This window comes from Thermoactinospora rubra, from assembly GCF_002093975.1.
Classification (GTDB): Bacteria; Actinomycetota; Actinomycetes; order Streptosporangiales; family Streptosporangiaceae; genus Nonomuraea; species Nonomuraea rubra_A.
The window spans coordinates 32048-56898 of record NZ_KZ084330.1; the positions used below are offsets into that span (position 1 = coordinate 32048).

Genomic DNA, 24851 nt, shown 5'->3' on the forward strand with positions numbered 1-24851 from the left:
CCAGGGGAGGGCCTGCGATGATGGCGCTTGTGTCCCCCGGGGAACCGGCCCTGCGCCTCGCACGAGCCACTGCCTTCGCGCTGGTGTGCGTCGTCGTCTCCGCGGGCGGGCATCTGTTCGCCGGCGGGGGCGCGATACCGCCGGGCGTGCTGCTCGCCGGCGGCGCCGGCGCCCTGGCGCTGGCCTACGGGTTCAACGGCCGTGAGCGCGGCCTCGGAACCGTGCTCGCCGTGACGATCAGCGCCCAGGCCGTCCTGCACGAGCTGTTCACGCTGGCGGCGCCCGTCCCCGAGCTGCACGCCGGCCACGGCCGGCCCAGCGTGGGCATGGTGCTGGTCCACGGGGTGGTGGCGTGGCTGACCGGATGGTGGCTGCACCGCGGGGAGAGCGCGCTGTGGCTGGTGCTGCGCCTGTGGGCCGCCCCGTCGCTGGGATGGGCGCGCCGGCTGCCGCTCGGCACGGCCGTCACGCCGCCGGCGGTGCGGCCGGCCGTACCGGACGGACAGCCTGTGGCCTGGTCCCCCTGGGAGCGGACGGCCGCCGTCCACCTGCGCGGGCCGCCCTGCCGCCGTCGCGCCGGGTGAGGGCACCGCTGCCCCACGCCTCCGGCGCGCTCCAGTGACCAGGCGCCGGCAGCGGCGCACCCTGTCCCGGATGTTCCGGGGTACTCGTCTGGAGTTGTCGATGGCGTTGCCGACGGCGTTGTCGCCGCGATTCGTCCGCAGCCTGGCCGCCGTGGTGCTGGGCTGCGGAGCGTTGATGTTCACCGCCGCCTCCCCGGCGCTCGCGCATGACCGGCTCAAGAGCAGCTCGCCCGCCAAGGGCGCAGAGGTGGCCGAGGTGGAGCGGATCGAGCTGGAATACACCTCCCGCGTCAGGTTTCCCACGGTCGTCCTGCACGATCGGGACGGCCGCCAGGTCGCCCTGGGCAAGCCGGTGGTCGCCGGCCACAAGGTCGTCGCCGACGTGACCGAACGGCTGGCGCCGGGGGCCTACGTGATCGCCTGGCGGGTGGTGTCCTCCGACGGCCACCCGATCGAGGGGGAGACACCGTTCACGGTGGCCGGCCGGGCCACGCCCGCGTCCAGCGCGCAACCGTCTCCGGCCTCCTCTGCCGCTTCTCCTCCCGCGTCCCCTGCCGCCTCGCCGGCCGCTTCCCGGCAGGCGGGGGAGGACCTCGCCGCCGCCTCGCAGGGGCGGCCGGGCCTGCCCGGATGGCTGTGGGCGGTGGCGGCCGTGCTGGTGATCGCCGGGGTCGGGCTCTGGCTGCGCGCCCGGCGAGGGGACGGGCCGGACACGGCGTGAGCGCCGGGCTCACCGCCCGGGCCGCCGCCCTCCCCGGCCACACCGGCCGGGGCGATGCCGTACGCGCCCGGCTGCCGCTGCGCATCGCGCGGGCGGGCGCGTTCTCGGTCGTGTGCCTGGGGCTGGCCGCCCTGGGTCATCACCTCGCCGGGGGGTCGGGCGTCACCGCCGGTACGGTGGCGCCCGGCTTCGCCGTCGTCGCGTCGGCGGCCGCTGTCCTCGCGGGACGGGAACGCCCGCCCGCGTTGGTCGTCGTGGCGCTGGGCGCGGCACAGCTGTTCCTGCACGGGCTGTTCACGTGGAACGCCGCACCGGCGGCGGGCCTGCCGCACCGTGGCGGGCTGGTCGTCGACGCGGGCATGACACTGGGCCACCTGACCGCCACGCTCATCACCGGGTGGTGGCTGGCGCGTGGCGAGGCGGCGCTGTGGTCGTTGCTGCGCATCGCCGGCGCGCGTGCCGTACGGCGCCTGCGGGCGTTGCCGGCCTCCACGACAGCCTCCACGCTTCCGGAACCGCCCGCCCGGCCGCCCGCGCCGGACCGGGGTCCGCGGCGCCCGCACCCGGGCCGCCTGCTGCGGCACGCGGTCGTCCGCCGAGGTCCTCCCTTTCTCGCCGGTTCGTGAAGTCCCACACTCCACACCCGCGACGAAAGGGAGATCGCATGTCTGTTCGTACGGCCTGCCGCAGGGCGGGCGTCGTCGCCGCGGCCGCCGCCGCGCTCGTCGCCGGCTCGGCCCTGCCCGCGCTGGCCCACGTCACGATCCAGCCGGGCACCGCACCCAAGGGCGGCTGGACCAAGATCGCCTTCCGTGTGCCCAACGAGCGCGACGACGCCTCCACCACCAAGCTCGAGGTGAGCTTCCCCACCGACCACCCGCTGGCGTTCGTGTCGGTCAAGCCGGTTCCGGGCTGGGACGTCAAGGTGGCCGAGGGCAAGCTGCCCAAGCCGGTGGCCTCGGAGGAGGGCGAGATCACCGAGGCCGTCCTCAAGATCACCTGGTCGGGCGGCAAGATCGAGCCGGGCCAGTTCCAGGAGTTCGAGGTGTCGGCGGGGCCGCTGCCCAAGGACGTCGACCGGCTGTTCTTCCCCGCCACGCAGACGTACTCCAGTGGCGAGGTGGTCAGGTGGGCCGACGAGCCGAAGGCCGACGGCTCCGAGGCCGATCACCCGGTCCCGGTCCTCAAGCTGGTCGCCGCCGCCGACGATCACCAGGCGGGTACGGCGCCGTCGCCGTCGGCCGTCCCGTCCAAGCAGGCCGGGGCGGTGGCCGTCACGGCTTCCTCCGGCGACACCACCGCCCGGGTCCTCGGCGCGCTGGGCATCGTGATCGGCCTTGCCGGCGCCGGTCTCGGCGTGCTGGGCCTGCGGCGCTCGCGAAGCTGACGGTCCGGAATCCGGCCGGTCTCCCGGGACGCCCGCCGTACCGGGAGACCGGCCGCACCGTCATTCCGCGCCCCCGGTCGTCCCGGACGCCTGAACGGCCGGGAACCGGCTCACTGGTGCACCATCGCCGGTGCGCGTCCGGGAGGGACGTCGCCGGCGGTCGCAGGCTGTCAGCGTGGCCTGTCGCTGGCGTCGACGAGGCCGGAGCGGTGGGCGATGACCGCGAGCTGCGTGCGGTCGCGGGCGTGCAGCTTGGCCAGCAGTCGGCTGACGTAGGTGCGGGCGGTGGCGGGACTGACGAACAGCGCCCGTCCGATCTCCTCGTTGCTGTCACCGTGGCCGATGCGAATCAGGACGGCCAGCTCGCGCTCGGTGAGCGTCGCCAGCCGCGGGTCCGGCCGGGGTGGTCTCGGAGCCGCGGCGAGGTGTTCCATGACCCGCCGGGCGATCGGCGGGGACAGGACGTTGTCGCCGGCCGCCGCGGTGTGGACGGCCTTGCGCAGTTCGTCGGCCGGGGTGTCCTTCAGCAGATAGCCGGCCGCGCCGAGGGTGACGGCCTCGACGATCTCGTCCTCGTCGTCGAAGGTGGTCAGGACCAGCACCCGCACGCTCGCGAGGGCGGGGTCGGAGCGGATCGCCGCGATCGCCTCGAGCCCGCCCATCCCCGGCATGCGGATGTCCACGAGGGCAACGTCGGGACGGAACGCCCGCACCTGGGACAGCCCGGTGTGTCCGTCGGCGGCCTCGGCGACGACGGCGATGCCGGGATCGTTCTCCAGCAGCGCCCGCACCCCGGTGCGGACCAGTTCCTGGTCGTCGACCAGCACGACGCGGATCATGACGGGCCCTCCAGCGGGAGCTCGGCGCGGACGACGAACCCGCCCTCCTCGCGGCGCGCGGTCAGGGTGCCGCCGAGGGATCGAGCCCGTTCCGACATGCCCGCTATGCCGTGACCCATGGGCACGGCCGCGGGCACGGCCGTGCCGTCGTCGGCGACGCACAGGTGGAGGGCGCCTCCTTCGACGCGCCCGGTGATGCTCAGCCGTGTCGCCGCGGAATGCCGGACGACGTTCGTGACGGCTTCCTGCGCGATCCGGTAGGCGGCGGCGTCGACGGTGTCCGGGAGCCGGCCGGGGACGCTCACCGCGGTCTCGACCGCGATCCCGGCGGCCCGGGCGGTGTCGGCCAGGCTCTCGAGGTTCGACAGCGACGCGGAGGACCGCGGCGGCTCCCCCGGGGTGCGCAGCAGCGCGACGGTCCTCCTGAGCTCGCGCATGGTACGGGTGGCGGCGTCCCTGATCAGGCCGAGCGCGTCGGCCACGGCCGCCTGGTCGCGGGAGAGCGCTTCCCTGGCGACGTCCGCGTGGAGGGAGATCACCGACACCGTGTGCCCGATCGAGTCGTGCAGGTCACGTGCGATCGCCAGCCGTTCGGCATGGACCCGCCGCTCGGCCTCCTGGGCGTACTGGCGGGCGGTGAGCTCGGCGATCTGACGCTGCTGGGCCTGCTGGGACCGCCGGCTGCGGACGCCGTCGCCCAGCGCGACGGCGGCCGCCATCAACGCGAGATGCGGGATGAGGTCGTAGCCGACGACGAACGCGGCGTCCTGCCCCTCCAGCAGGCGGAAGAGCAGGGAGAACCCCACCACGGTCAGCGCCGTGACCACCGCGGCCCGCAGGCGTCCCGCCTCCGCGGCCGAGAACAGGGCCGCCGCCACCGGAACCGCCAGGCCCACCGCGGGGTATCCGGCCGCGTAGTACGCGAAGAGTCCGAGCGCGCTCAGCGCCAGCACGGTCCGCGGATGGTGCCGCCGGATCAGCATCAGCGCCCCGAGCCCGGCCGCCCACACGTACGCCAGGGCGTCGGGGTGCTGGCGGCCGCCTTGCCCCGCCGAGATCACCACGGAGACGGCCAGCGTGACACCGGCTCCCACCAGCGCGTCGACACCCCGGGGTGGGATTCGGACACGTCGACTGGTCATGCCATCACCCTACGATCGCCCTCACGAGGGGATCCACGTCGAGAAGCGACGCCGGTGTCGCCTCTCGACGTATCCCGGTCGCGACCCGATGCGGATGTCCAGACGCCCCCCGGCCTCCTACCGTCACGAGGGTGACCAATCCTCATGAGCCCGTACGACAGCGCCACCGCCTCGGACTTCCGATGGCCGCGATCATCGGGCTGGCGCTGCTCGCCGTTCCCCGCGTCGTGCTGCACGATCTCGGCGTCCTTCAGGAGGGCACGTTCGTCAACGCCGTCTTCGTCTTCCTCCCGCCCCTGGTGTGGATCGGCGTGGCCGTCTGGACGCGGGTGCCCAACCCGTTCCTGACGCTGCTCACGGTCGGCGCCTGCTACGGGGTCTTCCTTGCCGTGACGCACCAGCTGCTGTGGGGCGCCGCCTGGGGTGAGGCCGGGCCGTCGCTGGGCGGCAACCTCCGCGACCTCGCGCCGGGCGTCCAGGCGGTGCTGCTGCGTGGCTTCGCGGTTGTCAGCAGCCTGTTCACCGGAGTGGTCGTCGGGGCGCTGTCCGGACTCGTCGCCTGGGTCGCCCGCCGGGTCCTCAGGTAGGGGCACTCGCCTGAGCGGCCGCGTCCCGCTCCGCCAGCAGCCGCGCCGTCTCCTGCGACACCTCGGTCGCCAGCACCGCCGCCACCACGTCGATGAGATGGCTGGTGAACAGCCGGTCGTCGCGCCCCTCCGGCCCGCCCGCCCGGCGCGCCAGCTCGACGTGGGTCACCCGGATGGCCATGAACCGCTGGTGCAGCCGCCGTACCGCCACCTCGGGCAGCAGCGGCGCGACCAGCGCCCGCCACCGGTTGACGCTTGTGTCGGCCTCGGGGTCCATGGGCAGGTCGCGGCGGCGGTGCACGATCTCCTCCATGATCCGCAGGTAGGCGCGCCCGCCGTCCGGATCGGCGAGCTTGGCGGCCAGCGGCCGCACCAGCGCCCCCGCCAGCGCCCGCCGAGCCGCCGCCGCGTCGGGGAAGCCCGCGGGACCGGCGGCGGCCTCGTACTCGTCGAGCAGGCGATGGCGGTGCCGCTCGATGCCCGGCTGGTGCTTGGCCAGCACCGCGCGCAGCAGCCCGGCCCGGTCGCCGAAGTGGTACTGCAGCGCGGTCGAGTTCCGCTGCCCGGCCGCCGCGTTGATCTCCCGCAGCGAGACGGCCTCGATCCCGCGCTCGGCGAACAGCTGCTCGGCGGCGCTGACGAGGCGGCGGCAGGTGGCCTCGGCGCTGGGCGGCATGCCATCCCTCCCTTGTCCTGAAATATCCTCATCGCTAGCCTAATTAAGGCAGACGCCTTAAAACGATAGGGATGCCCATGGCCATCGACTTCACGCTCGCCCCCGAGCACGAGGAGATCCGCAAACGGGTCAGGACCTTCATCCAGGAGACCGTGGTCCCGGCCGTGAAACCCTTCGAGGGCTCCGAGGACAGGGCACTCAAGCGCGAGGAGTACCTCCACACGATCCTCGACCTGCGCCGCCAGGCCCGCGAGCAGGGGCTGTGGCTGCCGCACATGCCCAAGGAGTGGGGCGGCATGGGCCTGGGGCACGTCGAGCTGGCCATGGTGCAGGCCGAGGCCGCCAGGACCAGGCTGGGGCCGTGGATCCTCAACTGCGCCGCGCCCGACGAGGGCAACATGCACACGCTGCTGCACTGGGGGACCGACGAGCAGAAGGAGAAGTACCTGCGGCCGCTCACCGAAGGGCGCGTGATGTCGTGCTTCGCGATGACCGAGCCCGAGGTGGCCGGATCGGACCCGACGCTGATCCGCACCACCGCCGTCCGGGACGGCGACGAGTGGGTCATCAACGGGCACAAGTGGTTCATCTCCAACGCCCGCCGCGCGAGCTTCGCCATCCTCATCGCGCGCACCGAGCTCGACGTGCCCGAGGGCCGGCGGGGCGCGACCACCGCGTTCCTCGTCGACCTGCCCCAGGAGGGCTGGAACGACGTGCGTGAGGTCGAGACCATGCACGGCTCGACCGGGCACAGCGAGATCGTCATCACCGACCTGCGCGTGCCCGACGGCCAGATCCTCGGCGGCCGGGGCAACGGCCACCGGCTGGGGCAGTACCGCCTCGGCCCGGCGCGCCTGGCCCACTGCATGCGCTGGATCGCCCAGGCCGAGACCGCGCTGGACATGATGGTCGACCGCGCGCTGAACCGCTACAGCCACGGCTCGCTGCTGGCCGACAAACAGGGCATCCAGTGGCTCATCGCCGACTCGGCGATGGAGCTGTACCAGTGCAAGCTCATGGTCCTGCACGCCGCCTACAAGATCGACAAGGGTGAGGACTTCCGCACCGAGGTGTCGATGGCCAAGCACTTCGTCGCAGGCAGCCTCAACCGGATCATCGACCGCGCGATCCAGGTCCACGGCGCGCTCGGCTACTCCACCGACACCCCGCTGGCCCACATGTTCCAGCACGCCCGCTGGGCCCGCTTCGCCGACGGCGCCGACGAGATCCACCAGATGCGCATCGCCCAGCGCACGATCGCCGCCTACCAGGCCACCGGCTCCACGGCCGCCGCGACGGGAGGGCTGCCGCTGTGAAGGTCGCGCTGATCACCGGCGGCGGCAGTGGCATCGGCGCCGCCGTCGCGCGCCGCCTGGCCGCCGAGGGCGCCCGGCTCGTCCTCGCCGACGTCGACGAGGCCGCGGGCAAGGCCGTCGCGTCCGAGCTCGACGCGCTGTTCGTGCGCTGCGACGTGTCCCGGCTGGCCGACAACCAGGCGGCGGTGGCCGCCGCCATGTCCGAGTACGGCCGGCTCGACCTGGCCTTCCTCAACGCCGGCGTCGCCACCAAATGCGGCATAGGCGATGACTTCGACCCCGAGCGCTACCGCCTGGCCATGGGCGTCAACCTCGACGGCGTTGTGTACGGCGTGCACGCCGCACTCCCCGCGCTGCGGCGGAGCGGCGGCGGCACCATCGTGGCCACCTCCAGCATGGCCGGCATCGTCGGCATCCCCGGCGATCCCATCTACGCCGCCAACAAGCACGCCGTGGTGGGCCTGGTCCGCTCGCTGGGCCCCGACCTCGCCCCGTTCGGCGTCAAGGTCCAGGCCCTGTGCCCGTCCTTCGCCGACACCCCCATCCTCGGCGAGGACGGCAAGGCGCTGCTGGACGAGATGGGCTTTCCGGTGCTGGACGTCTCGGAGGTGGTCGACGCCTTCATGAAGCTGCTGGCCAGCGAGGGCACGGGCGAGTGCTGGTTCGTGGTCCCCGGGCGGGAGAGCGAGCCGTTCGCCTTCCGCCGGGCGCCCGGCCCGCGCGTCTGAACGCCCGGGACGTCTGGAACGCCTGGAACATCTGGGACGCCTGGAACATCTGGAACGTCTGGAAACGCCGCCCGGCCGGTCACGGCTCGGTCAGGCGGGCGCGCAGCCGGGTGCCGACGGAGGGCAGCAGGCCCAGGTACGGCGCCGCCCCGCCGTACCTGTCACGCAGGTAGGCGAGGGTCTCCAGCATGGTCTCCTCGGTGGCCTGGGCCCACAGGCCCTCCGCCGGACGGGACCGGCCGTCCCGGCTGCGCGCGTAGTCGCGGGCGATGCGGTCCTCCGGGACGCCCGCCAGCGTGAGCGCCAGCGCGACGGCCAGCCCGGTGCGGTCCCGGCCGGCGTGGCAGTGCAGGAGCACGCAGCCCGGCGGGGCCAGGGCGATCGCGGTCATGACCCGGGCCAGCCGCTCCGCGCCCCGGTCGAGGATCGCGCGGTAGATGGCGGGCAGCGTGTCGCCCATCGCCTCCAGGACGCTGTCCTCCTCGCGCAGGACCGGCAGGTTGCGGTAGCACGGGTGGCCGGCCAGCGGGCTGGGGTCGGCCGCGCACTCGGCGGGCAGCCGCAGGTCGACGACGAGCCGCACGCCGTACGCGAGCGCGGCGCGGGCGCCCTGCCGGCGGAGGCGGTCCGCACGCACCAGGGCGCCCGCCCTGACCCGGCCGCCCCACACGGTGGGCAGGCCGCCCAGGTCACGGGCGTTGTCACACCCGGGCCACGACAGCACGCCCGCCCCGGCGCCCGTCCCCGCCCTTGTTCCCGCACCGGTCACAGATCGCCCCTGAGGTTGCTCGTCCACGCCTCGAGCGTGGCCCGCCACTCCCGCGGGTCCTCGGGCCTGCCCGGCACGCCGGGCCGGGTCTGCCAGGGCAGCGGCCCGGACGCCCGCCGGTACTCCACCCCGATCGCGTCCAGCCGCTCCAGGTGGGCGGCGAGCCGTTCGGAGAAGCCGGCGAAGTCCCGCCCGGGACCGCTCCACACGGTCTCGGCGAAGGCAGACAGCCGGGGGAAGACCATGTAGTCGATCCGCCGGTCGGAGTCGATGAGCTCGGTCCACACCGCGCACTGGGCGCCGATCACCCGCGCGGCCTCCGGGGTCCCGCGCAGCTCGGCGGGCACCGGCTCGAAGGCGTAGACGTCCTGGAGCGTCAGGACGGTCCCGAACGGCACCGGCTCGTCCGCGCCGTCGCTTTGCCGGTAGTCCAGGTAGACCGAGGTGTTGGGGCAGGCGACGACGTCGTGCCCGGCCCGCGCGGCCAGCACCGCGCCCAGGTCCCCGCGCCAGGCGGCCACCACCGCGCCGCGGGCCGGCCCGCCGCCCTCCAGGATCTCCTCCCAGCCCAGCAGCCGGCGTCCGCGCGCGGCGAGGTGGTCGCCGATGCGGCCGATGAACCAGCTCTGCAGCTCCTCCTCGTCGCGCAGCCCCAGCTCGGCGATGCGGCGCTGGGCGGCCGGGCTGGTCTTCCACTGGTCCTTGCGGCACTCGTCGCCCCCGACGCAGACGACGGGGCTCGGGAACAGCTCCAGCACCTCGTCGAAGACGTTCTTGAAGAACTCGACCGTGCCGTCCTCCGCGTTGAGGACGTTCACGCCGATGCCCCAGGTGGTGGCGACCTCCAGGGGCGTGTCCAGGTTGCCCAGCTCGGGGTAGGCGGCGATGGCCGCCTGCGTGTGGCCGGGCAGGTCGATCTCGGGGACCACGGTGATCTGCCGGGCGGCGGCGTAGGCGACGATCTCGCGGATGTCGTCCTGGGTGTAGTAGCCGCCGTGGGGCTGCCCGTCCATGGCGCCGTTCCAGCCGGTCTGGCTCTCCCGGCGCCAGCCGCCCACCTGCGTCAGGCGGGGGTAGCGCCTGATCTCCACCCGCCAGCCCTGGTCGTCGGTCAGGTGGAGGTGCAGCACGTTGAGCTTGTGCATCGCCATCAGGTCGATGAAGCGCAGCAGGTGGTGCTTGGTCATGAAGTGGCGGGCCACGTCGAGCAGGCAGCCGCGCCAGGCGAAGCGGGGCCGGTCCTCCACCAGTACGGCGGGCAGCTCCATGGGCCGGGCGCCGGCCCTGCGGTAGGCGTGGGCGGGCAGCAGCTGGCGCAGGGTCTGCGCTCCGTAGAACGCCCCCACCGGCCCGCCCGCCTCGACGAGCACCTCGCCGGGGCCCGCGGTGAGCCGGTAGGCCTCCGCGGGCAGGTCGGCGAGCCGCAGCCGGATCGTGCCCGAAGCCGGCTCCCGCGGCAGCAGCTCGCCGCCGACGGCCGGGCCGAGCTCGCCCCGCAGCCACATCGCCACCTGCGACAGCGCGGGGTCGGCGGTCAGGGCGGTGCGGTCGTCGAGGACGAACCGGCCGGGTCGCCGGTCGAGCCGGACGGGCTTGGGAATGATCATCAAAAGTCCCTCGGGGAATCTAGCGGCAGGTGACGGTCGCGTCGGCGAGGTCGGCGTGGTCGAAGTAGGCGTTGTCGCCGCCGTTGGCGACGACCAGGCGGACGTAGCGGGCGCCTTCCACCGAGGCGGTGACCTTCCTGGCCGGCTGCGCGCCGGTGATCAGGCCGGTGCGGGCGGTCCGTTCGCCGTCGGCCCACACCTCGAAGGTCACCGAGCCGTTGGCGCCCACCTCGTCGTCCACGCCGGCCACGAACTCGACCGTGGAGCAGCGCCGCGCGAGGTAGTACTCGATGTCGGCGGGCGCGTGGGCGCCCAGCCCCTTGGCGTAGGCGACGCCGTCGAGCGTGAGCGGCCGCCCGTCGTGGCTGGTGTCCCGCTTCGGCGGCCCGAGGTGGTTCCTGGCGTTGGTCCAGGTCAGGTCGCTCAGATAGGAGGTGCCCGGCCCGGGCGCGGCGGCCACCCGGACGACCGCGGCCCCGCTCCACCGCCCGGTGCCCGCCCGCACGTCGGCCACCAGGTCGTAGGCCTTCTGCTCGGCCCCGGCGGGCGGGGTGACGGCCCAGGTCACGGTGAGGTCCTCGCCCGGCGCCAGCCGGCGCGTGGCCCTCTCGCCGTCCGCCCGCGCCCGCCATCCCTCCGGTACGGCCAGCGTCACCTCGACGTCCCGCAGCGTGGCCGTGGCGCCGGTGTTGACCACGCGGGTGACGATCGGGTTCTCCCTGCCAGGCTCCAGCGCCGACGGCCGGTCGTCGCCGGGGACGGACGGGTCGACCTCGACGGTCACCAGCGGCGGCGCCTGCTCGCGGCTCTCGCCGACCCGGTACATGACCGCGCCGTGCGCCGGCACGTGGGCGGCCAGCGCGCCCCGGGTGGTGGCGACGGCGCCCGTCCACAGGTCCTCGACCCGGTAGCGGCCCTCCGGCAGCTCCCAGGACAGGGTGGCGGCGCGGTCGCTTTCGTTGAACAGCACGATCGCCTGCGAGCCGTCCTGGAGCGGCTTGGCCAGCACGTGGTACCAGCCGTCGGTCTTCACCAGGCGTCCCATCGCGCCCAGGGGGTCCTGGTCGACCGCGATCACCTCGGGGTCGGCGACGACCGAGGGCGGCGCGTCCAGGGACTGCAGGATGAGCGGCGCGGCGCCCACGGCCCACAGCGTCATCTGCGTGCGGTACTCCAGCTCGGTCATGCCGCCCCGGCCGGCCTGCAGCAGGTCGGGGTCGGCCCAGCTGCCCGGCCGGGCGTGCTCGGCGCGCAGCTGGTTGACCTCCCAGATGTCGACCATCCCGGCGTAGGTGTCGCCGATGGGGCGGGTGACGAGGTTGGTCCGCCAGGTCGTGGCCAGCTCGGCGCCCCACAGCCAGGGGACGGAGTTGCCGTCCTCGTTGTTCATCGCGAAGGCGATCGAGTCGCCGAGCGCCTGCCGCATGAGCGGGTAGAGGGTCTGGGCGACGGCCCGGGAGTCCTTGCCGGGGAAGTCGGCCATGGGGACGTTGCACCAGTCGTACCTGACGTAGTCCACGCCCCAGGCGGCGACCTGCGCGCCGTCGGCGGCCTCGTGCCCGTAGGAGCCGGGGCCGCCGCCCGCGCAGGCCTTGGTCCCGGCCGACAGGGCCAGGCCGAGCTTGAGCCCCTTGCCGTGGACGTACTCGGCCAGCGCGGGGATGCCGGAGGGGAAGCGCGCGGGGTCGGCGGCCAGCGCGCCGCCCGACCGCTGCGGGGCGAGCCAGCAGCCGTCGACGATGACGTAGCGGTAGCCGTACGCGCTGAAGGCGGCGGCGAGCCGGTCGGCGGCCTGCCGTACCGCGGCCTCGGAGACCGAGCAGCCGAGCGAGCGGCTGCTCCAGCCCATGGGCGGGGCCGTGACGCCGGGCGGGGCGGCGGTGCGGGCCGCCTCGGCGGGAAGCGGGAGCAGGGGCGGCAGGAGGAGGGCCGCCGCCAGGGCGGCCAGGGTCGCGCGCATGGGCATCACACCGGGTTCAGGCTGGGGTTGCCGGGCTCGATGACGAAGGAGCCCGAGGTGTAGGCCGGGGCGTACGGCTCGGTGACCCGGGGCAGCGAGCGGAACTCCACCCGCATCTCCTCGGCGGAGATCCGGGTGCGCACGTAGCCGCGGCGGCCGTTGAAGAACTTCACGTGCGGGTTCTCCTGCAGCAGGATCCCGGTGTTGGGGTATTCGTCCAGGCCGTTGCCGGCGCTGGTGACGCTGGTGCTGACCAGCTCCACCGCCACCGACCGGGACGCGGGGTCCTGGTAGTCGAGCTTGACCTCGCCCGCCCAGTGCGAGTGCACGTCGCCGGTGAGCACGACGCCGTTGCGCTTGTAGGCGTCCAGCGCGGCGGTCAGGCGGTTGCGGGATGCGACGTAGCCGTCCCAGCCCTCGTTGGAGTAGCCCTTGGCCTCGCCGTTGGCCCAGTCCATCTCCATGAGGAAGACCTGCTGGCCCAGCAGGTCCCAGGTGGCGGCGGACTCGCGTAACCGCCTGTCGAGCCAGGCCTCCTGCTCGGTCCCCAGGATGGTGCGGTTGGGCGCGAACCGCTCGGCGCAGTCCGCGCCGACCGTGCCGCTGCGGCCGGTGCAGGCGTACAGGTCGCGGTAGTGGCGGGTGTCGAGCATGTGCAGGTTGGCGACCGCCCCCCAGCGCAGGGTCCGGTACAGCCGCATGGCCGGTCCGGCCGGTCGCTGGGCGCGGCGCAGCGGCATGTTCTCGTAGTAGGCCTGGAAGGCGGCGGCCCGGCGCTCCAGGAAGGGCGGGTCCGGCTGCTCGGGGACGTCGCCCGCCCAGGCGTTCTCGATGTCGTGGTCGTCCCAGACCACCGCCCAGGGCGCGATCGCGTGCGCAGCCTGCAGCTCGGGGTCGGCCTTGTGCTGGGCGTGCCGCAGCCGGTAGCCGGCCAGGTCCAGGCACTCGCCGCCGGCCTGGTCGCGGACGGGGTACTTGTAGTCGCCGTACTCGTAGATGTAGTCGCCCAGGAACGCGATCAGGTCCGGCTCGTCCTCGGCCATCCGGCGGAACGCGGTGAACCAGCCGACCTGGTAGTCGGCGCAGGAGGTGAACGACAGGCGCAGGTCACGGCCGCGCGTGCCGGGGGCGGGCGTGGTGAGCGTACGGCCGGTAGGGGAGATCTCGGCGCCGGCGCGGAAGCGGTAGAAGTACTCCGCGCCCGGGTCGAGGCCCTCCAGCTCCACGTGGACGCTGTGGGCCGCCTCCGGCCTGGCGATCTCCACGCCGTGCCGTACCACGTGGCGGAAGCCCTCGTCCTTGGCCACCTGCCACTGCACGGGCACGTCGCGGCCGGGCATGCCGCCGCGCCCGTCGGGGGTCAGGGGGTCGACGGCCAGGCGCGTCCACAGGACCACGCCGTCGGGAGCGGGCTCTCCGGAGGCCACGCCCAGCCGGAAGGGGTCGGTCAGGGGGCGGCGCCGGGCCGCGGCGGGGCGGGACAGCGCCCCCAACGCGGCCAGGCTCGCGCCCCCGGCGATCAGCGAACGCCGGGTGATCATGGTGAGGCTCCTACTGGACGGTGGCGTTGCCCTCGGCGACGGCCTGGTCGGCGGCCTGCTGCGGGGTCAGCTTGCCGAGATACATGTCGTTGAAGATCTGGACCATCTTGGTCTCGAAGCCGGTGAAGCCGGTGGTGACGGGCAGCGGGAACGTGGTGCCCTTCGCCTCCTCCAGGAACGGGGAGACGTCGAGGTTCTTGCTCTTCCAGTAGTCGACGTAGCCCTGGGCCAGGCTGGTGATCGCCGGGAAGACGTAGCCCTCGTCGGCCATCAGCTTCTGCGGTTCCTCGCTGGCCAGGTAGGCGGCCAGCTTCATGGCCGCGTCCTTGTTCTTGCTCTTGGCGTAGACGACCTCGGCCAGGCCGTTGAGGTTGACGGCGCGGCCGGCGGGGCCCTCGGGCATCGGGGCGATGCCCAGCTCGAAGGCGACCTCCGGGGCGACGAAGGGCAGCAGCGCGTTGTTGGCGGGGAACATCGCCACCTCGCCGCGCTTGAAGATGTCGGTCATCTTGCCGGTGGGCGGGTTGGTCTGGGTCGCGGGCGGGGCGACGTTGTACTTGTTGACCAGGTCCACGCCGAACTGCAGGGCCTGCACGCCGGCCGGGTCGTTGAAGGTGTAGGTGCCGAACGGCTTGTCCAGCAGCTTGCCGCCGTTGGAGACCACCCAGTTCATCCACTGCGTCTGGTAGTGGTTCCAGGAGGCGAAGCCGTACGTCTTGATCTTGTCCTTGTCGAAGCCGGGCTCGCCCGGGTGCTTGCCGTTCTGGTCGACGGTCAGCTTGCGTGCGATCTCCAGCAGGGTGCCGGAGCCGTCGGGGGCCCAGGTGAGCTTCTCCGGCATCTCCACGCCGGCCGCCTTGAACAGGTCCTTGTTGTACAGCAGGCCCACGATGCCCCAGTCCTTGGGCACGCCGTACAGCTTGCCCTCGTAGGTGAAGGTCTGCACGACGGTCGGGTGGTACTTGGCGGTGTCGAGCTTGAGCCCGCCGACGTCGGCGAGCACGCCCTTGGTGACGAACTCGGGGAAGGAGGTGGGCTGCATCCAGAACACGTCGGGCGCGGTCCCGGCCACCGCGTCGGCGGTCAGCTTGGTCCAGTACTGGTCCCAGGGCAGCACCTCGACCTTGACGTCGATGCCGGGGTTGGCCTTCTCGAAGTTGGCCATGACCTTGTCGTAGCCGACCTTCTGCTGCTCGTCCCAGAGCCGGTAGGTGAGCGTGACCTTCTCGGATCCGCCTCCGGCGTCGCCGGAGCCGCATGCGGACAGGGCGAGTACGGCGGCGCCGAGCAGCGCCGCGATGGGGGTGCGCATGGGTTGGGGCCTTTCACTTGAGTCCGGTGAGCACGACCGACCGGACGATGTGCCGCTGGAAGAAGATGAAGATCACGATCATCGGCAGAAGGGCGATCAGGCCGCCCGCCATCAGGAGGTTGTAGTCCACGCCGACGCCGCCCTTGAGCGTCGCGATCGCGACCGTGGCGACCTTGGTCTCCTCGCCGCTGGTGATGATGAGCGGCCACAGGAAGCTGTTCCACGACGAGATCACGGTGATGATCGCGAGCGTGCCGAGCGCGGGGCGGCAGAGCGGGAGCATGATCCTGAACAGGATCGTGAGCGATCCCGCCCCGTCGATGCGGGCCGCCTCCTCCAGCCCGGCAGGCAGCCCGCGGAAGAACTGGCGCATGAGGAAGATCCCGTACGGCGTGCCGAGCAGGTACGGCACCAGCAGCCCCCACCAGGTGTTCACCAGGTCGAGCTGCCTCATGATCAGGAAGAGCGGGATCACGGTGACGGCGCTGGGCACCATCATGGTGGCCACGTAGAGCCAGAACAGCGGTTCCCTGCCGCGGAAGCGCAGCCGCGCGAAGGCGTAGGCGGCGAAGGTGGTGAACACCAGCTGCCCGGCGGTCAGCGCGGCGGTCATCAGCACCGTGTTGAGCAGCGCCCGCGGGAAGTCGCCGGCCAGGATCCGCTCCAGGTTGGCCGTCGTGGGCGGCAGGCCGGGCTCCCACGGCTGGGTGGTGCTGAGCTGGACCCCGGTCTTCAGAGCGGTCAGCACCACCAGCAGGTAGGGGAAGACGGAGACGAAGACGCCGACGATCAGCACGGCGTACAGGAGGGTTCGCTTCATGGCTCAGCTCAGGTCGTAGGTGGTGCGCTTGCTGAAGAACCGGACCTGCACCAGGGTGACCACCAGGATGATCACGAAGAGCAGCAGGGACAGCGTGGCCGCGTAACCGAAGTCGAACTCCCGGAAGGCCGTCTGGAAGATCGAGAAGTTGATCACCTCGGTGCTGCCGCTCGGGCCGCCGTCGGTCATGGCGAAGACCGTGTCGAACACCTGGAAGGCGCCGATCAGGCTGGTCACCGAGACGAAGAACATCGTCGGGTTGAGCAGCGGGAGCGTGACACGGAAGAAGCGCTGCACCGGCGTCGCGCCGTCCACCGCGGCCGCGTCGTACAGCTCCTTCGGGATGCCCTGCAGGCCCGCCAGGAAGAACAGCATCGTGTAGCCGGTGTGCTGCCAGACGTTGACCAGCGCGACGGCGGGCAGCGCCCAGGTGGGGTCGGACAGCCAGTCGGGGCCGGTGATGCCCACCAGGCCGAGCGCCCGGTTGATGGCGCCGTCCCGCGGGTCGAAGATCCAGTACCAGATCAGGCCCATGACGATGGGGGTGGCCATCCACGGGATCACGAACAGCGCGCGGTAGAACCTGATGCCCTTGACGCGCTGGTCGAGCATGACGGCCAGGCCGAGGGCGAGGACCGTCTGCAGCGGGATGCACAGCAGGACGTACAGGATCGTCACCCACACCGAGTGCCAGGCCTCGCCGTCGCCGGCCAGCCGCTCGTAGTTGGCCAGGCCGACGAACTCGGGCTCCGACAGCAGCTCCCAGTCGAACAGGCTCAGGCCGAAGACGATCAGCACCGGCAGCAGGAGGAAGGCGGCCACGCCGAAGAGGCTGGGCGCGACGAACAGGTAGGCGTGCCAGTCGCCGAGCCGGAACCGGCGGGCCCCGCCGGAGCGCGCCCGCTCGTGCTCCTTGCCCACCGCCGTGCCGCACGGCGGGGCGGGCCGTGCGGCGCCGGACCGTGACAGGCCGGACCGCGAGAAGCCGGTCACGACGGGTCCGTCCGCGTGGGCACCATGAGCCGCCGGGTGGTCTCCAGCCCCCACTCGTCCAGGGCGGCGAGCGGGTCGCTGGAGCCGCGCAGCCCGCCCGTGGCCGCGATGTGCGCCGCCCACTCCTCCCGGGCCTCGACCTCCGGCCGGACGATGATGCAGTCGGGGTCGTTGACCCACCAGCGGGCGTGCAGGAACTCGCGGGCCGCCCCGGTCAGCCGCGCCCCGAGCTGCGAGGGCTGGCTGATGTCGCCGGAGCGGGGCAGCAGGGTGGGCGCGATGTCGGGGCTGACCCGCATGATGTCCACCAGGCCGAGGCTGGGCAGCATGGGCGCCCCGCAGCCGTGCAGGGTCGCGTCGGGGCCGGCGCCCTGCCGGACGAGCTCCAGGCCGAGCCGGTAGGCGGTGACGGGGTCGACGTCCTCGGCCCGCTTCCCCGGGAGGGCTCCGGCGTAGCAGTAGTCGAGCTTGAAGTGGGTGATCCCGAGGCCGCGCAGGGTGGCGAAGACGGTGAGGAGATGCTCGGCCGCGCCGGGGTGGGTGACGTCGAGGACGGCGAGGTCCTGGTTCCACATGCGGCCCGCCCAGGCCCCCTCGACCAGCCAGTCGGGGTGCTCGCGGAAGATCCGGCTGCGGTGCCCGACGAGGAAGGGCGCGACCCAGATGCCCGCCCGCTTGCCGGCCTCCAGCAGCGTGCCAGCCACCCGCTCCAGCGATCCGAAGCCGGGGCGCACCTCGAGCCAGTCGCCGATCTCGGCCTCGTAGCCGTCGTCGAGGAGGAACATGTCGGCGGGCAGGCCGTACCGCTCGGCGAGGCGGAGGTTGTCGATGACGTCGGCGTCGGTGACCTTGTCCCAGTAGCCGTACCACGAACACCACAGGGGCGGCACCGCCGGAAACGTTTCCGGCGCGAACCCGTCGGCGATCCGCTCGGCCCACTGACGCAACGCCTGGGGGAGGCCGCCCTCGGCCTGCCAGTGCGCCACCGGCCCGTCGGCGGAGACGACCAGCCTGCCGCCCTCCCACCGGGCCCGGATCGAGGGCACCTGCAGCGGCGAGGGCGCCGACCAGACGCGGACCGGCCCGCCGTCGCCCGGATCCACCGCGAGCAGGCCCTCGCCCTGGAACACGCCCTCGGGAACGGGCGTCTCCGGGCGGTAGCACAGGACCTGGATGGCCGGGTCGGCGGGGCGGGGCGGGCGCTCGTGGAGCCGGTAGGCGCCGGTCGGGCTCCAGCTCTGCCAGCCATGCTCGAAGACCAGGCTCCCGGCGGGGTCGCAGCCGATCTCGCCGATGTCCGTGAACGGCATCAGGCTCCGTCCTCTCTCTACTTTCGAAGGAGCCCTTCATTAGTAGCAGTCGCCCGAAAGCCGGGTCAAGGTGGACTTTCGGGGACGGTTGGCGGAGAGGTTGCCGGTGGCATACTGGGGAGTTAACGAGGAAACCTACATTAGGGATGGCGATGGCGAACCTGCGTGGCGGCGACCTGTCCCGGCTGCGGCAGCTCAACTCCCTGTCCGCGATCAGGGAGCTGCGCCGCGACGGGCCGCTCACCCTGTCGGCGCTCGCCGACCGGACCGGGCTGTCCAGGCCCTCCACCAAGGAGGTCGTCGACGAGCTCGCCGAGCTGGGCTGGGTGGAGGAGGTGCCGCCGAGCCCGGGCACCATGGGCAGGCCGGCCCGCCGCTACCGCTTCCGCGCCGACAACGGCTTCCTCGCCGGCGTCGACATAGGAGCGCACAACGTCCGGGCGGCGCTGTCGGACCTGGACGGCCGCGTGCTCGCCGAGACCAGGCAGCCGGTCGAGCCCGGCACCCCGGCCGAGCAGCGGCTGGCGGCCATCGAGCGGGCGGTCGAGGGCTGCCTGGCCATGAGCGGCAAGACCGCGGCCGACCTGTGGACCGTGGCCGTCGGCACCACCGGCGTGCTGACGCCCGAGGGCGTCGTGCGGTACTCGGCGGGCATCCCCGACTGGAGCGGCTTCGACCTCGGCGAGCGGATGCGGGCCATGTTCCCCTGCGAGGTGCTGCTGGAGAACGACAGCCGGCTGGCCGCCCTGGCCGAGCTCAGACGCGGGGTGGCGCGCGGCTCGCGCGACGTGGTGTTCCTGCACGTCGCGCGGCGGATGGGCGCCGGGCTGATCATCGACGGCAAGGTCCACCGGGGCCACGGCGCGGCGGCGGGGGAGATCGTCATGCTGCCGGAGGCCAGGTGGTTCGACGCCCCCGAGCACCTCAACTCCTGCGAGGTCGTGCCGGAGGGCACGCCGGCCGAGGACGCCGCCGGCTTCACCCTCGCCGCCGCCAGGGCGGGCGACCCCGTCGCCCTCGCGGCGGTGCACCGCTACGCCGACGACCTCGCGGTCGGGACCGCCGCGATGGTGCTGCTGCTGGACCCCGAGATCGTGGTGCTCGGCGGCGGCTTCTCGCGCTCGGCGGACGTGCTGCTGACCCCGCTGCGCGACCGGCTCGCGCGGGTGTGCATCCGCATGCCCGAGGTGCGGGCCTCCACGCTGGGCGGGGAGTGCGTGGTGCTGGGCGCGATCGAGTACGCCGCCGACCACCTGGACCGGCAGCTGTTCACCCCGGACAGCGGGCCCGAGCTGCCCGTGCCGCTGCCGGCGGGCCGGTGAACGAGGCCGTCCCTATCTCTCCCACGCCCGGACGTAGTCCACCACCATGCGGCCCACCGACCCCGGCGCCGGCGGCCCCCCGGCGTACACGAAGTTGCTCACCACCAGGTTGGCCGGGCCCGGGGGCGGGCCCGGCGCGTGGCACACCCGCTCCCCGTCGACGTAGAAGTCCGTCCCCCAGTCCTGGATGTCGGCCCCGTAGACGTGCATGCCCGCGCTCGGGTCGAAGCGGGGCGTGTGGACGCAGCCCTGGACGGAGTCCGAGTGCCGGGTGAGGTACAGGCGCCGGCGATTGTCGGAGAAGTACTCGAAGACGTCCGTCTCGGCCGGCTGCCAGTTCCCGGGCACCGGCCAGGTCCAGAACGACGGCCAGAATCCCGGGGGCGCGGGGAGCTTCGCCCTGATCTCGACGTAGCCGTTCCGGAAGGCGTAGCCCTTGGGCCCGGTGGAGGTGATCAGGCAACTGGACCAGTCGTACCAGTGCCCGGCCTCCGACCGGACACCGTCGGGCCTGGCCGTGATGGTCAGCGTCCCGCCGGACACCGAGCAGTTGCCGGGCCGGTCGAACTCCAGCTGCTCGCTGCCCGGGTTGCCGGTGCCGTACGGCTGGTCGGACCAGTCGGACTCGGCCGTGGAGCGAAACCGCCATTTCGCCTCGTTGACGGAGGATCCATGGAATTCGTCGTGGAACTTCAGCGTCCACCGGCCGCCGGGCCCGACGGGTTTGACGCCGCCGGGGTCCGAGGGCGACGCCGGGACCGGGCGCTCGGCGAAACTCATGGCAAGAGCCGACATGACCGCCAAGAATCGTATCAACCACATGGTTTCCCGCCTTTCCCTGGGAATTCATTGATTCGCCGTCAAAGGCGGAAACCTGTGCCGAGAATGTCCGGGGAGTCTGTTTGCCACGTGCACAAGTGCCCGGATCGCTCTTTGATCCGCACGTATGACTCTTTAGCGGCTGATTGGCATCAATGCCCTGCGGGTATGGCAGCGTTTTTGCCCGCCATATGGTGGTAAGCGGTCCATGGACCGAAAAGTCGGTCGCGCCCGGGCCGGGTCAGGCCGCCGACCAGCCGCCGTCCACCGGCACGAGGGCGCCGTTGACGAACGAGGCGGCGTCCGAGGCGAGGAAGAGGGCGACGTCGGCCATCCGCTCCGGCTCGGCCATGCGCTCGCCGAGCGCGAGCACGGGTGCGAGCCGGGCGACGCCCGCCGGGTCGAAGGCCGCCGCGGTGTCGGCGATGCCGGTCATGGTGGGACCGGGCAGGATGGCGTTGCAGCGGATGCCGTCCTTGGCGTAGGCCCAGGCCACGCTGCGGGTCAGGCCGACGACGCCGTGCTTGGAGGCGGTGTAGGCGGCCCCGGCAGCGCCGCCCCGGATGCCGGCAACCGGGCCAACAGGGGGCCGGGGGCCGCGGCGGAGAACAGGGCGGCGCTGATCGCCGCGGCTCGCGAGGTCTTCGCCCGCGCCGGCTACGACGCGCCGCTCAGCATGGTCGCCCGCGCGGCCGGGGTCGGGCAGGGCAGCCTCTACCGGCACTTCCCCGACCGTGCCGCCCTGGCCCTCGCGGTGTTCGAGGACAGCGTCGCCGAGCTGGAGGAGCTGGCCGCCCGCCCGGGCGTCACCCTGGACGAGGTGCTGGCGCGCATCACCGAGCAGACCATCGCCTCCACCGCGTTCATCGACATGGTCAGCCTGACCCCGGCCGACCCCCGCATCCTCGCGGTGCGCGACCGGGTGGCCGGCCTCCTGGCGGGCCCGCTGGCCGCGGCCCGTGAGGCGAGCCGCGTGCGGCCGGACGTCACGGCCGAGGACCTGGTCCTGGCGATCAGCATGCTGGCCGGCGTGCTGGCCAGGACCCCGCCCCCGGCCCGGCGCGAGGCCGCCCGGCGGGCCTGGTGGCTGCTGCGCCAGGGCATCGAGTCCTGATCCAGGGCCTCGGCCCATGTCCGCCGTGACGGCGCTTCGCACGCATCGTCACGTAAAGTAATCAAACATGGCGGACAACACGGCGGCGGAGCGGCACGTGATCGAGATCGCGACCCGGCTGTTCGGCGAGCTGGGCTTCGACGGCACCTCGATGCGGCTCATCGCCGACGCGGCGGGCCTCGACCTCGACACCGTGGTCGCCGTCGCGGGCGACAAGGTGGAGCTGTACCGGGAGGTGATGCGGCGCGCCCACGAGGTGGAGCAGGCCGCGATGGGGGAGGCCCTGGCGCGCTTCACCCCCACCCGGGATGGGCTGATCGCCCTGGCCGACGCCTACCTCGACTTCTGCGTCGGCCACCCGCAGATCGTCGCGCTGTGGCTGCACCGGTGGATGGGCGACGCCGCGGACGTGACGGACCTGGAGGAGCGGTACTCCCGGGCGCTCACGGCCCGCGTGACCTCGGTGATCCGGCCGCTGCTGCCGCCCGACGTGGACGCCGACCACGTGGCCTGGATGATCGTCTGGTCGGTGTACGGGTTCATGTCGGGCCGCCTGCAGTACACCGTCACCAACGCGCCGGCGCGGGCGAGCCGTCGGCGTGGCATCGGCGTGGAGCCGGCCGCGCTGGCCCGCTTCCGCGACTACCTCCACAAGTTCATCTGGCGGATGACGTCTCCGACGGTCTCGTGACGTCGACGTGGATCTTCGGCCCCGGCCCGGCGCCCGCGGGCCGCCATCCCGCCAGCACGTCGCCCGCGCGCTCCAGCCCCACCGTGGCCGCCACCAGCGGCTCGGGATCGACCGAGCCGTCGGCGTAGTGCTCGATGGCGCCGCGCAACCCCGCCGACCCGCCGAGGACGCCGACCGCCGTGACGTCCTTGAGCACCAGCGCCCGGCTGTCGACCGGGCTGGGCCGTCCCGCCAGGCCGATGCAGACCACGCGCCCGCCGGGTTCGACCACGTCGAGCGCCCAGGCGGGCACGGCGGCGGCGTTGGTGGCGTCGATGACCGCGTCGTACGGCAGGGCCGGCAGCTCCCCGGCCGTCCACACGCGCGGGCACCCCAGGCGGCGCGGCAGCTCCAGCGCCTCGGGAGAGGGGCCGACCACGTGGACCTCGGCCCCGGCCGCGGCGGCGAAGGCCGCGGCCAGCAGCCCGATGGTGCCCGGTCCCGCCACGACGATCCGCACGCCCGGCCCGGCCCCGGCGGCCCGCACCGCGCGCAGCGCGTTGCCTCCGGGCTCGACGAGGGCGCCCGCCGTGCCGCCGACCGAGTCCGGCAGCGGGTGCAGCGCGCGGACGGGCATGAGCAGCTGCTCGGCCAGGGCCCCGGGCCAGCCGCGGCGGATGCCGACCTCGTGCCGGTCCTCGCACACGTGGTGGCGCCCGCGCCGGCAGCGGTGGCAGGCGCCGCAGCCCAGCATGGTGTCCCCGGTGACGCGCCGCCCCACCCAGGCCGGGTCGACGCCCTCGCCGGCGGAGGCGACCGTGCCGCACCACTCGTGCCCGGGCCGCAGGGGATAGGCCGCGTGCCCCTGGTGCAGGTAGGCCATCTCCCCGGTGTAGAACTCCACGTCCGTGCCGCACAGGCCGGCCCGCTCCACGTCGATCACGACCTGGCCGGGTCCCGCCCGCGGCGGCTCGACGTCCAGCACGACGGCCCGGCGCGGCCCGGTCAGCACCAGGGCCCTCATGGCCGGCCCAGCGGGACGGGCCGCCACAGGGTCGTGGGCACGCCGGCGACGCCGACCTCGACTGCGAACAGGCCGCCTCCGGCGGTGGTGACGACCAGGGTCTCGCCGACGAAGGCCGCGCTGGAGACCTTCGGCACCGGCAGGCTGACCGCGTCGAGCAGCCTGCCGTCCGGGGACAGCCGCCGCACCTGCCCCGCGCCCCACACGGCCAGCCACAGGTTGCCCTCGACGTCCACGCTCAGGCCGTCCGGCAGCCCGTCGGTCACCGTGATCGCCGCCCTCCTCGGCCCCACCCGCCCGGTCTCCGGGTCGTACGGCTGGGCCCACACCACGCCGGGCCTGCTGTCGACGTGGTACATCGTCCGCCCGTCGGGCGACCAGCCCAGCCCGTTGGAGACGGTCAGCCCCTCGGCGACCACGCTCACGCGGCCGCCGGACTCCAGCCGGTAGAGCCTTTCCTCGCCGGTGCGGCCGTCCAGGGCGAGGCTCCCGGCCAGGAACCGCCCCGCCGGGTCGCACTTGCCGTCGTTGAACCGGCTCGCCACGCCCTCCGGCAGCACCCTGGGCCCCGTCGTGACGCCCGTCAGGCCGACGACGGCGAAGCCGTCCCGCGCGGCCACCAGGATCGAGCCGTCGGTGCCGGGCACGGCCGCGCCGACGGTGCCCGGCAGCGTGTGCGTGCACGCCACCTCCAGGGCCCCCATCCGCAGCCGCCCCTCCATGATCCGGCCCGTGGGGATGTCCACCCACAGCAGGCGCTCGCCGAGGGGATCCCACACCGGCCCCTCGGCCAGCTCATAAAGCTCCGTGGACAGCGACTCGGCGATCATCGCCCCTCCCCGACGATGGCGTGGATCCGCGGCAGGGCCGCGACCAGCGACGCCAGCGGCGTGCGGTAGGCCAGCGCGCTGACGCTCACCGCGCCGCTGGGGGTGCGCGCGGAGGTGAGGAAGGCGGGCACCGCCACGCACGTGACGCCCTCCTCGTTCTCCTGGTCGTCGGTGGCGTAGCCGCGCTCGCGCACGGCCGCCAGGTCGGCCGCCAGCTCCTCCGCGGTGACCTTGGTGCCGGCCGTACGGCGGGGCAGCGGGCCCCGCGCCACCCAGGCGGCCACCGCCGCGTCGTCGGGCAGCGCGTAGGCCAGCAGCAGCTTGCCCACGGCCGTGCAGTGGGCCGGGTTCCGCCCGCCCACGGTGGAGGTGAGCCTGACCGGGCCCGACGGCGGGTCGACCTTGGCCCGGTAGACCACCTGCCGCCCGTCCAGCACCGCGTAGTGCGCGGTCTCCCCGAAGGCGGCCGCCAGCCGTTCCAGCGCGGGCCGTACCCGGACGTGGTCGGGGCGCGCCTCGTGGTGGGTGAACGCCAGCCGCAGGAACTCGTCGCCCAGCAGGTACCGGCCGCGGCCGTCCTGGAGGGCGAACCCCGCGCGGCGCAGGGAGGCCAGCGCCCGGTGCACGGTCGGCTTGGGGGACTCCACCGCCCTGGCCGTCTCCTCCAGCCCCACGCCCTCGGGATGCTCGGCCAGCACGCGCAGCACGGCCAGCACCCGGTCGGAGCCGACGAGCCGCTCTTCTCGCCGCCGGGCGCCGCGGCTAGAGTCGATCATATTC

At 73.4% G+C, this 24851-nt stretch carries 26 protein-coding genes; 10 read left to right on the forward strand and 16 right to left on the reverse strand.

Annotation, left to right across the window (positions count from 1 at the left end; all coding sequences use genetic code 11):
* Positions 1-17 precede the first annotated feature (17 nt).
* The 4 genes from BSB02_RS09990 to BSB02_RS10005 all read left to right on the forward strand — a co-directional run bounded on the left by BSB02_RS09990 (position 18) and on the right by BSB02_RS10005 (position 2692).
* Positions 18-584: a hypothetical protein gene (locus BSB02_RS09990; protein ID WP_084958446.1), complete on the forward strand. Its 567-nt coding sequence runs from the start codon at positions 18-20 to the stop codon at positions 582-584.
* Positions 585-684: 100 nt separating this feature from the next.
* Positions 685-1305, forward strand: coding sequence for a copper resistance CopC family protein (locus BSB02_RS09995; protein WP_158088597.1), 621 nt, complete (start codon positions 685-687; stop codon positions 1303-1305).
* Positions 1302-1931 carry an MFS transporter gene (locus BSB02_RS10000; protein ID WP_143590446.1) on the forward strand — a complete coding sequence of 210 codons (630 nt, stop codon included), beginning with the start codon at positions 1302-1304 and terminating at the stop codon, positions 1929-1931. The genes BSB02_RS09995 and BSB02_RS10000 overlap by 4 nt, the downstream gene beginning before the upstream one ends.
* Positions 1932-1969: 38 nt before the next feature.
* Positions 1970-2692, forward strand: coding sequence for a YcnI family copper-binding membrane protein (locus tag BSB02_RS10005; protein ID WP_084958448.1), 723 nt, complete (start codon positions 1970-1972; stop codon positions 2690-2692).
* Positions 2693-2862: 170 nt separating this feature from the next.
* Here BSB02_RS10005 and BSB02_RS10010 read toward each other — a convergent pair whose 3' ends face one another.
* Positions 2863-3531, reverse strand: a complete 669-nt coding sequence (locus BSB02_RS10010) for a response regulator (RefSeq protein WP_084958449.1) — start codon at positions 3529-3531, stop codon at positions 2863-2865.
* Complete coding sequence (locus BSB02_RS10015; RefSeq protein WP_084958450.1) at positions 3528-4673, reverse strand: sensor histidine kinase; 1146 nt, start codon at positions 4671-4673, stop codon at positions 3528-3530. The genes BSB02_RS10010 and BSB02_RS10015 overlap by 4 nt, the downstream gene beginning before the upstream one ends.
* A 182-nt stretch (positions 4674-4855) precedes the next feature.
* Between BSB02_RS10015 and BSB02_RS10020 the strand changes: the two genes are divergently transcribed.
* On the forward strand, positions 4856-5260 hold the full coding sequence (locus tag BSB02_RS10020; protein WP_084958451.1) for a hypothetical protein: 405 nt from the start codon (positions 4856-4858) through the stop codon (positions 5258-5260).
* On the opposite strand, the gene BSB02_RS10025 is transcribed toward BSB02_RS10020, so the two are convergent.
* On the reverse strand, positions 5253-5936 hold the full coding sequence (locus BSB02_RS10025) for a TetR/AcrR family transcriptional regulator (protein WP_084958452.1): 684 nt from the start codon (positions 5934-5936) through the stop codon (positions 5253-5255). The genes BSB02_RS10020 and BSB02_RS10025 overlap by 8 nt on opposite strands.
* A 77-nt stretch (positions 5937-6013) precedes the next feature.
* On the opposite strand from BSB02_RS10025, the gene BSB02_RS10030 reads away from it, so the two are divergent.
* Both BSB02_RS10030 and BSB02_RS10035 read left to right on the forward strand, forming a co-directional pair.
* Entirely contained in the window at positions 6014-7252 is a 1239-nt protein-coding gene (locus tag BSB02_RS10030) for an acyl-CoA dehydrogenase family protein (protein ID WP_084958622.1), read from the forward strand.
* Positions 7249-7980, forward strand: coding sequence for an SDR family oxidoreductase (locus BSB02_RS10035; protein WP_084958453.1), 732 nt, complete (start codon positions 7249-7251; stop codon positions 7978-7980). The genes BSB02_RS10030 and BSB02_RS10035 overlap by 4 nt, the downstream gene beginning before the upstream one ends.
* A 79-nt stretch (positions 7981-8059) precedes the next feature.
* Here BSB02_RS10035 and BSB02_RS10040 read toward each other — a convergent pair whose 3' ends face one another.
* The 8 genes from BSB02_RS10040 to BSB02_RS10075 are packed head-to-tail and all read right to left on the reverse strand — an operon-like array spanning position 8060 to position 18292.
* Positions 8060-8776, reverse strand: coding sequence for a tyrosine-protein phosphatase (locus tag BSB02_RS10040; protein WP_276206316.1), 717 nt, complete (start codon positions 8774-8776; stop codon positions 8060-8062).
* Positions 8746-10356 carry a beta-N-acetylhexosaminidase gene (locus BSB02_RS10045; protein WP_084958455.1) on the reverse strand — a complete coding sequence of 537 codons (1611 nt, stop codon included), beginning with the start codon at positions 10354-10356 and terminating at the stop codon, positions 8746-8748. Before BSB02_RS10045 ends, BSB02_RS10040 begins: the two co-directional genes overlap by 31 nt.
* Positions 10357-10375: 19 nt before the next feature.
* Complete coding sequence (locus BSB02_RS10050) at positions 10376-12316, reverse strand: NPCBM/NEW2 domain-containing protein (RefSeq protein ID WP_158088598.1); 1941 nt, start codon at positions 12314-12316, stop codon at positions 10376-10378.
* A gap of 5 nt (positions 12317-12321) precedes the next feature.
* Complete coding sequence (locus BSB02_RS10055) at positions 12322-13857, reverse strand: alkaline phosphatase D family protein (protein WP_084958457.1); 1536 nt, start codon at positions 13855-13857, stop codon at positions 12322-12324.
* Positions 13858-13867: 10 nt separating this feature from the next.
* On the reverse strand, positions 13868-15169 hold the full coding sequence (locus tag BSB02_RS10060; protein ID WP_084958458.1) for an ABC transporter substrate-binding protein: 1302 nt from the start codon (positions 15167-15169) through the stop codon (positions 13868-13870).
* Between the two features lie 13 nt (positions 15170-15182).
* The gene (locus tag BSB02_RS10065; protein WP_084958459.1) at positions 15183-15989 is read right to left on the reverse strand and encodes a carbohydrate ABC transporter permease; all 807 of its coding nucleotides are present in this window, start codon (positions 15987-15989) and stop codon (positions 15183-15185) included.
* Between the two features lie 3 nt (positions 15990-15992).
* Positions 15993-16982 carry a carbohydrate ABC transporter permease gene (locus BSB02_RS10070; protein ID WP_206184606.1) on the reverse strand — a complete coding sequence of 330 codons (990 nt, stop codon included), beginning with the start codon at positions 16980-16982 and terminating at the stop codon, positions 15993-15995.
* A complete protein-coding gene (locus BSB02_RS10075; protein WP_084958460.1) occupies positions 16979-18292 on the reverse strand; it encodes a glycoside hydrolase family 36 protein in 1314 nt (437 codons plus the stop codon). The genes BSB02_RS10070 and BSB02_RS10075 overlap by 4 nt, the downstream gene beginning before the upstream one ends.
* 152 nt (positions 18293-18444) lie before the next feature.
* On the opposite strand from BSB02_RS10075, the gene BSB02_RS10080 reads away from it, so the two are divergent.
* Positions 18445-19614: an ROK family transcriptional regulator gene (locus BSB02_RS10080; protein ID WP_084958624.1), complete on the forward strand. Its 1170-nt coding sequence runs from the start codon at positions 18445-18447 to the stop codon at positions 19612-19614.
* Between the two features lie 12 nt (positions 19615-19626).
* On the opposite strand, the gene BSB02_RS10085 is transcribed toward BSB02_RS10080, so the two are convergent.
* Positions 19627-20394: a glycoside hydrolase family 16 protein gene (locus tag BSB02_RS10085; protein ID WP_158088599.1), complete on the reverse strand. Its 768-nt coding sequence runs from the start codon at positions 20392-20394 to the stop codon at positions 19627-19629.
* Between the two features lie 280 nt (positions 20395-20674).
* Positions 20675-20998, reverse strand: coding sequence for an SDR family oxidoreductase (locus tag BSB02_RS39480; protein WP_240506353.1), 324 nt, complete (start codon positions 20996-20998; stop codon positions 20675-20677).
* Between BSB02_RS39480 and BSB02_RS39485 the strand changes: the two genes are divergently transcribed.
* Both BSB02_RS39485 and BSB02_RS10095 read left to right on the forward strand, forming a co-directional pair.
* The gene (locus tag BSB02_RS39485; RefSeq protein WP_143590448.1) at positions 20954-21547 is read left to right on the forward strand and encodes a helix-turn-helix domain-containing protein; all 594 of its coding nucleotides are present in this window, start codon (positions 20954-20956) and stop codon (positions 21545-21547) included. The two genes, BSB02_RS39480 and BSB02_RS39485, sit on opposite strands and share 45 nt — an antisense overlap.
* A gap of 67 nt (positions 21548-21614) precedes the next feature.
* Positions 21615-22238: a TetR/AcrR family transcriptional regulator gene (locus BSB02_RS10095; protein ID WP_084958462.1), complete on the forward strand. Its 624-nt coding sequence runs from the start codon at positions 21615-21617 to the stop codon at positions 22236-22238.
* Here BSB02_RS10095 and BSB02_RS10100 read toward each other — a convergent pair.
* The 3 genes from BSB02_RS10100 to BSB02_RS42935 are packed head-to-tail and all read right to left on the reverse strand — an operon-like array spanning position 22204 to position 24847.
* Positions 22204-23241, reverse strand: a complete 1038-nt coding sequence (locus BSB02_RS10100) for a zinc-dependent alcohol dehydrogenase (RefSeq protein ID WP_084958626.1) — start codon at positions 23239-23241, stop codon at positions 22204-22206. The genes BSB02_RS10095 and BSB02_RS10100 overlap by 35 nt on opposite strands.
* Complete coding sequence (locus tag BSB02_RS10105; RefSeq protein WP_084958463.1) at positions 23238-24071, reverse strand: SMP-30/gluconolactonase/LRE family protein; 834 nt, start codon at positions 24069-24071, stop codon at positions 23238-23240. Before BSB02_RS10105 ends, BSB02_RS10100 begins: the two co-directional genes overlap by 4 nt.
* Entirely contained in the window at positions 24068-24847 is a 780-nt protein-coding gene (locus BSB02_RS42935) for an IclR family transcriptional regulator (RefSeq protein ID WP_084958464.1), read from the reverse strand. The genes BSB02_RS10105 and BSB02_RS42935 overlap by 4 nt, the downstream gene beginning before the upstream one ends.
* Positions 24848-24851: the final 4 nt, after the last annotated feature.